The sequence below is a fragment of the Acidovorax sp. KPB24-07 genome (genome assembly GCF_057543315.1).
Genome location: NZ_BAAJYS010000148.1, coordinates 1 through 8843, shown reverse-complemented (window position 1 = coordinate 8843; position 8843 = coordinate 1). Strand labels below are relative to the sequence as shown.

Below are 8843 nucleotides of genomic sequence, written 5' to 3'. Positions count from 1 at the left end.
GTCGGCGTTCTGGCGCACGGTGGCGGTCATCTGCTCCATGGACGCAGCTGTCTGCTGCAGCGCGCTGGCCTGCTCTTCGGTGCGGCTGGACAGGTCCAGGTTGCCCCGCGCGATCTCGCTGGAGGCCACGGCGATGCCCTCGGCCCCGTGGCGCACCTGGCCCACGGCGGTGCGCAGCTGCTCGCCCATGGCGTTCAGCGTGCGCAGCAGCTGGCCGGTCTCGTCCTGCGCGGTGCTGTCGGACGACACGGTGAGGTCGCCCGTGGCCACGGTCTTGGCCATGGTCACGGCATCGTGCAGCGGGTGGGTGATGCTGCGCGTGATCGCCACGGCCAGCGCCAGCGCGATCAGCGTGGCCAGCGCGCCCAGCGCGATCAGCTGCAGCCGGCCGCTCTGGTAATTGGCCTGCACGGCTTCGGAGGATTCGTTGATCTGCGCGCGCTGGAAGTCCAGCATCGCCTGCAGGGCCTGCAGGTATTGCTCGCCCGCGGGGGTGAAGTCGGCGTTCAGGATGCGCTCGGCGTCTTCGGAGCGGCCCTCGGCCTTGGCCTTGTAGATGGCATCGCGGGCGACGACGAAGCGCTTGCGCTCTTCGCCGGCCTTGTCGAACAGGGCCTGCTCCTGCGGGCTGCTGATGAGCTTGGACAGCTGGCTCTGCTGCTCGGACGACATCTTGGAGGCCGCTGCGTTGTCCGCCGCGAACTGCTGCGCCAGGGTGGAGTCGGTGCTGCGGGCCACCACGCTGTGGCGGCGCACGTTGCTGAAGATGGTGCGGTACCAGTCGGAGATGAGCCGCTCCTTGGTCAGGGGCAGGGCCATCATCGAAGCCGTCTCCTGCGCCACCGACTGCAATTTCCAGGTGCCCACGCCCAGCATGGTGACGATGAAGAGGATGAGCACGCCGAAGGCCAGGCCCAGGCGTTTTCCGATGGAAATGTTTTGGAGGTTCATGGTGAGGCTAGGGAAAACCCTTGGTTGGGTGGCGATTCTCTCCGCATTGATCCAGCGCAACTACAAACCCTTACGCATTGCCGGAACATATGGATTTACCCGGATACCCCTGTTAAGCCGTGCTTTTCGGGCGCCCAACGACAACGGGGCACCCGGATGGGTGCCCCGTCGACGGGGGGGTGGCCGGCACTCGGGGTGCCGGCCGGGCGGAAGGTGCCGAGCCGGTTCAGCGCACGGCGGCGCCGGCCTTCACCTTCAGCCGCCAGGCGTGCAGCAGGGGCTCGGTGTAGCCGCTGGGCTGCTCCACGCCCTTGAAGACGAGGTCGCACGCGGCCTGGTAGGCGGCCGATTCGGCGAAGCGCCCGGCCATCTTCTGGTACAGCGGATCGCCGGCGTTCTGCTGGTCCACCACGGCGGCCATGCGCTCGAAGGTTTCGCGCACCTGCGCTTCGGTCACCACGCCGTGCAGCAGCCAGTTGGCCATGTGCTGGCTGCTGATGCGCAGCGTGGCGCGGTCCTCCATCAGGCCCACGTTGTGGATGTCGGGCACCTTGGAGCAGCCCACGCCCTGGTCGATCCAGCGCACCACGTAGCCCAGGATGCCCTGGGCGTTGTTGTCCAGTTCCTGTTGCTTTTCGGCATCGCTCCACTGCGGCGTGGCGGTGACGGGCACCGTGAGCAGGCCGGTCAGCAGGTTGTCGCGCTCGGCGTTGGCGTCGGTCTTTTCCAGCTCCTTCTGCACCTCGGCCACGTTGACCTGGTGGTAGTGCAGCGCGTGCAGCGTGGCGCCCGTGGGGCTCGGGACCCAGGCGGTGTTGGCGCCGGCCTTGGGGTGGGCGATCTTCTGTTTGAGCATCTCGGCCATCAGGTCGGGCATGGCCCACATGCCCTTGCCGATCTGCGCCTTTCCGCGCAGGCCGCACGACAGGCCCACGAGCACGTTGTTCTTCTCGTACGACTGGATCCAGGCGCTGGCCTTCATGTCGCCCTTGCGCACCATGGGGCCGGCCTGCATGGCGGTGTGCATCTCGTCGCCCGTGCGGTCCAGGAAGCCGGTGTTGATGAACGCCACGCGCGCCGAGGCCGCGGCGATGCAAGCCTTGAGGTTGACGCTGGTGCGGCGCTCCTCGTCCATGATGCCCAGCTTGACGGTGTTTTCGGCCAAGCCCAGCAGTTGCTCCACGCGGCCGAACAGGTCGCTGGCGAAGGCCACCTCGGCCGGGCCGTGCATCTTGGGCTTGACGATGTAGACGCTGCCCTTGCGCGAGTTGCGGATGCCGCCCTGCCCCTTGCCCTGCAGGTCGTGCAGCGCGATGGTGGTGGTGACCACGGCGTCCAGGATGCCTTCGGGAATCTCGCGCTGCGTGCCCTGCGCATCGGTCCACAGCACGGCCGGGTTGGTCATGAGGTGGCCCACGTTGCGCAGGAACATGAGCGAGCGGCCGTGCAGGCGCACCTCGCCGCTGCCGTCCGGGGCGGTGTACAGGCGGTCGGGGTTCAGGCCGCGCGTGAAGGTCTTGCCGCCCTTGCTCACCTGCTCGGTGAGGTCGGCCTTCAGGATGCCCAGCCAGTTGGCGTAGCCGTTGACCTTGTCCTCGGCATCGACGGCGGCCACGGAGTCTTCCAGGTCCAGGATGGTCGAGAGCGCGGCTTCTACCACCAGGTCGCTCACGCCGGCGGGATCGGTCTTGCCGATGGGCGTGCTGCGGTCGATCTGCAGGTCCAGGTGCAGGCCGTGGTGGCGCAGCAGCACGGACGAAGGCGCCGACGCCTCGCCCTGGTAGCCCACGAACTGGGCCGGCTCCTGCAGGCCGGTGGTGCCGCCGCCCTCCAGCGCGACGACCAGCTGGCCGCCTTCCACGCGGTAGCCGGCGGCGTTCTTGTGCGTGCCCTGGGCCAGCGGCGCGGCCTGGTCGAGCACCTCGCGGGCGAACGCGATCACGCGGGCGCCCGCACGGGGTTGTAGCCCTGGCCCTTCTCGGCGCCGTCGGTCTCGGGGATGGCGTCGGTGCCATAGAGCGCGTCGTACAGCGAGCCCCAGCGCGCGTTGGCCGCGTTGAGCGCATAGCGTGCGTTCAGGATCGGCACCACCAGCTGCGGGCCGGCCTGCGTGGCGAGTTCGTCGTCCACGTTGGCGGTGGTGGCCTGCACGTCGGCCGGCTGCGGCACCAGATAGCCGATCTGTTCGAGGAAGGCTCGGTATGCCGCCATGTTCTGCACCGGGCCCGGGTTGGCGCGGTGCCAGGTGTCGAGTTCGGACTGCAGGCGGTCGCGCTCGGCCAGCAGGGCGATGTTGCGCGGCGCCAGATCGGACACCAGCGCGCTGAAGCCCTTCCAGAACGCCTCGCTGTCCACGCCCGTGCCGGGCAGGACCCGGTCTTCGACGAAGCGGTGCAGGGAGGTGGCCACTTGCAGGCCGTGAACGGTGGTGCGGTCGGTCATGGAAGTCTCTTGGGTCTGGGAAAGGGTGGATGCGAACCGGCAACGGCCGCCAGGGACCGTCACCACGATGTCGACCCACTGTATTGCAAATCTTTCCAGACATAAACCGCCTGAAAATCTCAGAACCAGTGACTTTTACGCACAAATGAAGAAAGCGGCGGCGGGGTCCGGGCGGGGTTGCGCCGCCGCCCGGAGCGCCTTCGGTGCCCGTCAGCCGCGCCCGGCCATGGCCCGCGCGTCCACCCTTCGGTCGTATTCGTCGCCCGTGAGAAACCCCAGCGCCACGGCGGCGGCCTTCGGCGTGATGCCGCGTTCCATGGCCTCGCGCGTGATGCGGGCCACGCGGTCGTAGCCCAGCACCGGGTTCAGGGCGGTGGCCAGCAGCAGGGCGTTGTCCACGTTGGCGGCCAGGCGGTCGGTGTCGGCCTCGATGCCCTGCACCAGCCGCTCGGCGAACACGCGGGCGCTGTCGGCCAGCACGCGGATGGACTGCAGCAGGTTGTGGATGAGCACCGGCTTGGCCACGTTCAGCTCGAAGTGGCCCGATGCGCCGGCCAGCGTGATCGTGGTGTGGTTGCCCATCACCTGCCAGGCGGCCTGCGCCACCACCTCGGCGATGGTCGGGTTGCGCTTGCCCGGCATGATCGACGAGGTGAGCCCGTCGTCCGGGATGCGCAGCTCGCCGAGGCCGCAGCGCGGGCCCGAGCCCAGGAGCCGCAGGTCGTTGGCGATCTTGGCCAGCGACGCGGCGACCACGTTCAGCGCGCCGGACACCTCCACCAGCGCATCGTGCGCGCCCATGCCCTCGAATTTGCTCGGGTTGGGCGTGAAGGCCATGCCGGCCAGCGCGCTGGCCTCCTCGCAGAACGCCACGTCGAAGCCGGGCGGCGCATTCAGCCCCGTGCCGGCCGCGGTGCCGCCCTGCGCCAGCAGGCACAGGCGGGGCAGGGTGGCGTGCAGCCGGTCGATGCCATGGCCCACCTGGTGGGCGAAGGCGTCGAAGCCCTGGCCCAGCGTCATGGGCACGGCGTCCATCAGGTGGGTGCGCGCGATCTTCAGCACGCCGGCGAAGGCGGTGGCCCGCTCCTGCAGGCGCGACTGCAGCAGCGCGAGCGCGGGCACCAGTCGGTCGCGCAGCTCCAGCGCCGTCGCCAGGTGCATCACGGTCGGAAAGGTGTCGTTGGACGACTGCGAGGCGTTCACGTGGTCGTTCGGGTGCACCGGGCTGCGCGTGCCCGGCGGCTGGCCCAGGCACTGGTTGGCGCGGTTGGCCAGCACCTCGTTGGCGTTCATGTTGGTCTGCGTGCCCGAGCCCGTCTGCCAGATGGTGAGCGGAAAGTGCGCATCCAGCAGGCCGGTGCGCAACTCCTCGGCGGCGGCCTCGATGGCGTCGGCGCGCGGGGCGTCCAGCGTGCCCAGGCGGCGGTTGGCGCGGGCCGCCGCCTGCTTTTGCAGGCCGAAGGTGTGCAGCAGGCAGGCCGGGAAGCGTTCCTCGCCGATGTCGAAGACCGCGAGCGCGCGCTGGGTCTGCGCGCCCCACAGGCGGTCGGCGGGGATCTCGACCGGCCCGAAGGCGTCGTGCTCGGTGCGGGTGGCGGCGCCCATGCGGTCAGTCCAGTGAGATCCTGGCCTCGGCCGCCACCTTGCGCCAGCGCTCCACCTCCGTGGCGGTGTGTCTGGCCAAGGCGTCCGGCGTGTACTGATCGTCCGGCAGCATGCGGATGCCCTGCGCGGCCATCCTGTCGGTCCAGGCCTTGTCGGCCAGGGCCTTGGTGTAGGCCTGGTAGACCTTCTGGATGGCCTCGCGCGGCGTGCCCTTGGGGGCGTAGATGCCGTACCAGGTGGCGGTCTCGAAGCCGGGAATCACCTTCTGGCCCAGCGGGGGCACGCCCGGGAACTGCGGCATGGCCTTGTCGGAGGTGAGCGCCACGGCGCGCACGCGCTCTCCGGCCAGCTGGGGCAGGGCGGTGTTGGTCTGGTCGAACATCGCATCGACCTGGCCGGCCACCAGATCGGTCATGGCCGGAGCCGCGCCCTTGTACGACACGGAGGTGATCTCGACCTTCGCGCGGCTGGCGAACAGCGCCGCCACCAGGTGCGAGGTGGAGCCCACGCCGGCGTTGCCGAAGTTGAGCTTGCCCGGGTTCTGCTGGCCGTAGGCGATCAGGTCCTCGGCCGTCTTGTACGGCGAGTTCTTGCCCACCAGCAGCACCAGGGGCGTGTCGGGGAAGCGGAAGACGGCGTCGAAGTCCTTCACCGGGTCGTAGGCCAGCTTCTTGTACAGCGAGGGCGAGGCGCCCATGTACCCCATGTGGCCGACGAGGAAGGTGTAGCCGTCCGCCGGCGCGCGCGCCGCCTTGGCGCTGCCGATGGTGCCGCCGGCGCCCGGCGTGTTCTCGATGATGATCTGCTGGCCCAGCTGCGTGCTGGTGCGCTGCGCGATGTCGCGCGCCATGGCGTCGGTGGGGCCGCCGGCGGCGAAGGGCACGATCCAGGTGAGCGGCTTGGCGGGGTAGCCCTGCGCCTGGGCGGCGAAGGCCAGGGCGGCGGCGGCCAGCGCCACGGCGGTGCGGCGGAAGGTCGAAGGTTGCATGCGTGTCTCCGGTTGACGCTCTTGGGAATCAGCTTTTTTTTCTGCGCGCGCGACAGGGCCAGGGCGCGGTCCACCATCCCGGGCGCGGCGCCCAGGTAGTTGCGGGGATCGGTGAGGCGGTCGATCGCCGCGCGGTCGAAGTGCGCCGACACCTCGGGCAGCCGCGCCAGCGCATCGGCCAGCGTGCCGCCCTGCGTGTTCACGGTGCGGCAGGCGCCGTAGACGATGTCGTGCGCCTGCTGGCGGCCGGTGAACGGGGCCAGGCCCATCATCACGGCCTCGGCCACGATCAGGCCGTCCGTCATGTCCAGGTTCTTCGCCATGCGGTCTTCGTTGACGATCAGGCCGCCGAGCATGAAGCGCGCCTGGTTCAGGGCCCCGGCGGTGAGCACGAAGCTCTCGGGAATGGCGATCCATTCGGCGTGCCACGGGCCGGTGGCGCGCTCCAGGTCCTGCACCATGGCGTCCAGCATCAGGCCAGCATGCTGGCGCACGGACTTGGAGGCCGCCAGCATCAGCTCGCTGGAGATCGCATTGCGCTTTTGCGGCATGGTGCTGCTGGCGCCACGGCCGGGCACGAAGGGCTCGAACACCTCGCCGAACTCGGTGGCCGACAGCAGCATCACGTCGTAGGCGATCTTGCCCAGCGAGCCGGTCACCAGGGCCAGGAAGTTCACCGCCTCGGCCAGGCCGTCGCGCGCCACGTGCCAGGTGGTGGCGGGCACGCCCAGCTGCAGCTCCTCCATCAGCAGGCCCTGCACCTCCAGCCCGCGATCGCCCAGCGAGGCCAGCGTGCCTGCGGCGCCGGCGAACTGGCCGACGAGCACGCGCTTTTTCAATTCCTGCAGCCGCTCGGCATGGCGGTCGAACATCGCCAGCCAGATGGCGGCCTTGTAGCCGAAGGTGATGGGCAGCGCGTGCTGCAGATGGGTGCGCCCGGCCATGGGCGTGTCGCGGTAGCGCTCGGCCAGGCCGGCCAGGATGCCGCGCAGGGCCACGATGTCGGCTTCCACCAGCGCCAGCGCGTCGCGCACCTGCAGCACCGTGGCCGTGTCCATGATGTCCTGGGTGGTGGCGCCCCAGTGCACATAGCGGCCGGCGTCGCCGCACTGCTTCACCAGCTGGTGCACCAGCGGCAGGATGGGGTAGCCGACAATGTCGGTCTCCTGGCGCAGCAGCTCGAAGTCGAGCGCGTTCAGGTCGCAGCGCGCGGCGATCTCGCGGGCCGCTTCGGCCGGAATCACGCCGCAGCGGCCCTGCGCGGCGGCCAGCGCCACCTCCACTTCGATGTAGCGGGCGACGAGCGTGCGGTCGGCGAAGATCGCGCGCATGGCGGGCGTGCCGAAAGCGTCGCGAAAGAGCAGCGAGTCGATGGCGGTGCTGGAGGCGAAGGCGGGGGTGGTCATGGTGTCGGTGGTTGCGTCGGCGTCCGCGGGTGATTAAGTTCGGACATATAAATTATTGTGTTTATGTACGTACATAAAGAAAATCCGGGTTTACCCCGGATGAAAGGCTGCGCCCATGGCTGAGCCGCGCTATGCGCTGGTGGCGCGCCATCTGTCGGAGCGCATCGCCGCGGGCGAATACGTGGTGGGCGCGCTGCTGCCGACCGAGCTGGAGCTGTGCGACCGCTACGGCGTGAGCCGCCACACGGTGCGCGCCGCGATCTCGGAGCTGCAGCAGTCCGGCCTGGTGTCGCGCCGCAAGAAGGTGGGCACGCGCGTGGAGGCGGCCACGCCCAATGCGCATTACCAGCAGACGCTGACCTCGCTGGACGACCTGGTGCAGTTCGGCGCCACCCACATGCGCGAGGTGCGCCGCATCGAAGAGGTGGTGCTCGACCGCGACCTGGCCGCCGAACTGGGCTGCGCCGCCGGCAGCCGCTGCCTTGCCATCGCCAGCCTGCGCCGGGACGGCGCCGCACCGCACCTGCCCATCGCCTGGACGGTGGTCTATGTGGATGCGGCCCGCTTCGACGCGCGGGAGCTGGCCGAACACGTGCGCGCCGCGCCCGACGTGCTGGTCAGCAGCCTGCTGGAGGCGCAGTACGGCCTGCGCATCGCCAAGGTGCGGCAGGACATCGTGGGGGCGCTGGTGCCGGAGTCGCTGGCCGAAGAGCTGCAGGCGCCCGCCGGTTCCGCGGCGCTGAAGATCGTTCGCCGCTACGTGGACACCGGCGGCGAACTGATGGATGTGAGCGTGACGCTGCACCCAGCCAGCCGCTACACGCTGTCGATGCAGCTCACCCGCGCGGCCGTCTAGGCGCGGCTGCGGGAGCGATCGGCGCGGGGCGGGGCGACCCCGTGCAATTCATGGGGCAGAGTTTGCTATTTTTTTGATAGCTATACGCCCTAGAATTAATTGCACTGGTGCCCGATTTCGCTTGAAGTCCTACGTCAGCAATCAGCGTGGAACCCGCATGCATCCGTGACATCCATCCGCATAATCGGCGCCCATGGACAAGCTCAAGGCCTTCGAGTCATTCGTGTCGGTGGCAACGCGCGGCAGCCTCACCGCGGCCGCCAAGGCCGAAGGCGTGGCCCCGGCCATCATGGGGCGCCGGCTCGATGCGCTGGAAGAGCACCTGGGGGTCAAGCTCATGGTGCGCACCACGCGGCGCATCCACCTCACGCACGAGGGCAGCGCCTTCCTGGAAGATTGCCAGCGCCTGCTGTCCGACGTGGCGAATGCCGAGGCCAGCGTGTCCGCCGGCGGCGTCAAGGCCACCGGGCACCTGCGCATCACCGCGCCGGCGGGCTTCGGGCGGCGCCATGTGGCGCCGCTGGTGCCGCGCTTTCGCGACCTGCATGCCGAGGTGACCATCTCGCTCAACCTGAGCGACCGCGTGGTCGATCTG

5 protein-coding genes and 2 pseudogenes are annotated in these 8843 nt (G+C 69.5%); 2 read left to right on the top strand and 5 right to left on the bottom strand.

From position 1 onward, the window contains the following. The 5 genes and pseudogenes from AC27IQ_RS14885 to AC27IQ_RS14865 all read right to left on the bottom strand — a co-directional run. Positions 1 to 951 (bottom strand): MCP four helix bundle domain-containing protein (locus tag AC27IQ_RS14885; RefSeq protein ID WP_487089921.1); only part of this gene is annotated, 951 nt, incomplete at its 3' end. A 226-nt stretch (positions 952 to 1177) separates the two neighbouring features. Beyond that, positions 1178 to 3393 (bottom strand): annotated as a pseudogene (locus AC27IQ_RS14880) (malate synthase G). A gap of 210 nt (positions 3394 to 3603) precedes the next feature. Next, positions 3604 to 4998 carry a class II fumarate hydratase gene (locus AC27IQ_RS14875; protein WP_317353694.1) on the bottom strand — a complete coding sequence of 465 codons (1395 nt, stop codon included), beginning with the start codon at positions 4996 to 4998 and terminating at the stop codon, positions 3604 to 3606. Between the two features lie 4 nt (positions 4999 to 5002). Further along, complete coding sequence (locus AC27IQ_RS14870; RefSeq protein WP_487089920.1) at positions 5003 to 5986, bottom strand: tripartite tricarboxylate transporter substrate-binding protein; 984 nt, start codon at positions 5984 to 5986, stop codon at positions 5003 to 5005. Positions 5987 to 6030: 44 nt separating this feature from the next. Next, positions 6031 to 7392: pseudogene (locus AC27IQ_RS14865) on the bottom strand (class-II fumarase/aspartase family protein); the annotation flags it as partial. Between the two features lie 115 nt (positions 7393 to 7507). Here AC27IQ_RS14865 and AC27IQ_RS14860 point away from each other — a divergent pair. Both AC27IQ_RS14860 and AC27IQ_RS14855 read left to right on the top strand, forming a co-directional pair. Then, the gene (locus AC27IQ_RS14860) at positions 7508 to 8248 is read left to right on the top strand and encodes a GntR family transcriptional regulator (protein WP_487089919.1); all 741 of its coding nucleotides are present in this window, start codon (positions 7508 to 7510) and stop codon (positions 8246 to 8248) included. A 193-nt stretch (positions 8249 to 8441) separates the two neighbouring features. Continuing rightward, positions 8442 to 8843, top strand: a 402-nt coding sequence (locus tag AC27IQ_RS14855) for a LysR family transcriptional regulator (protein ID WP_487089918.1), incomplete at its 3' end; no start/stop codon positions are given.

Bases quoted from the DNA above. Each gene is read 5' to 3' on its own strand.
- AC27IQ_RS14870 (WP_487089920.1), bottom strand. From the start codon at position 5,986: ATGCAACCTTCGACCTTCCGCCGCACCGCCGTGGCGCTGGCCGCCGCC.
- AC27IQ_RS14860 (WP_487089919.1), top strand. From the start codon at position 7,508: ATGGCTGAGCCGCGCTATGCGCTGGTGGCGCGCCATCTGTCGGAGCGC.
- AC27IQ_RS14875 (WP_317353694.1), bottom strand. From the start codon at position 4,998: ATGGGCGCCGCCACCCGCACCGAGCACGACGCCTTCGGGCCGGTCGAG.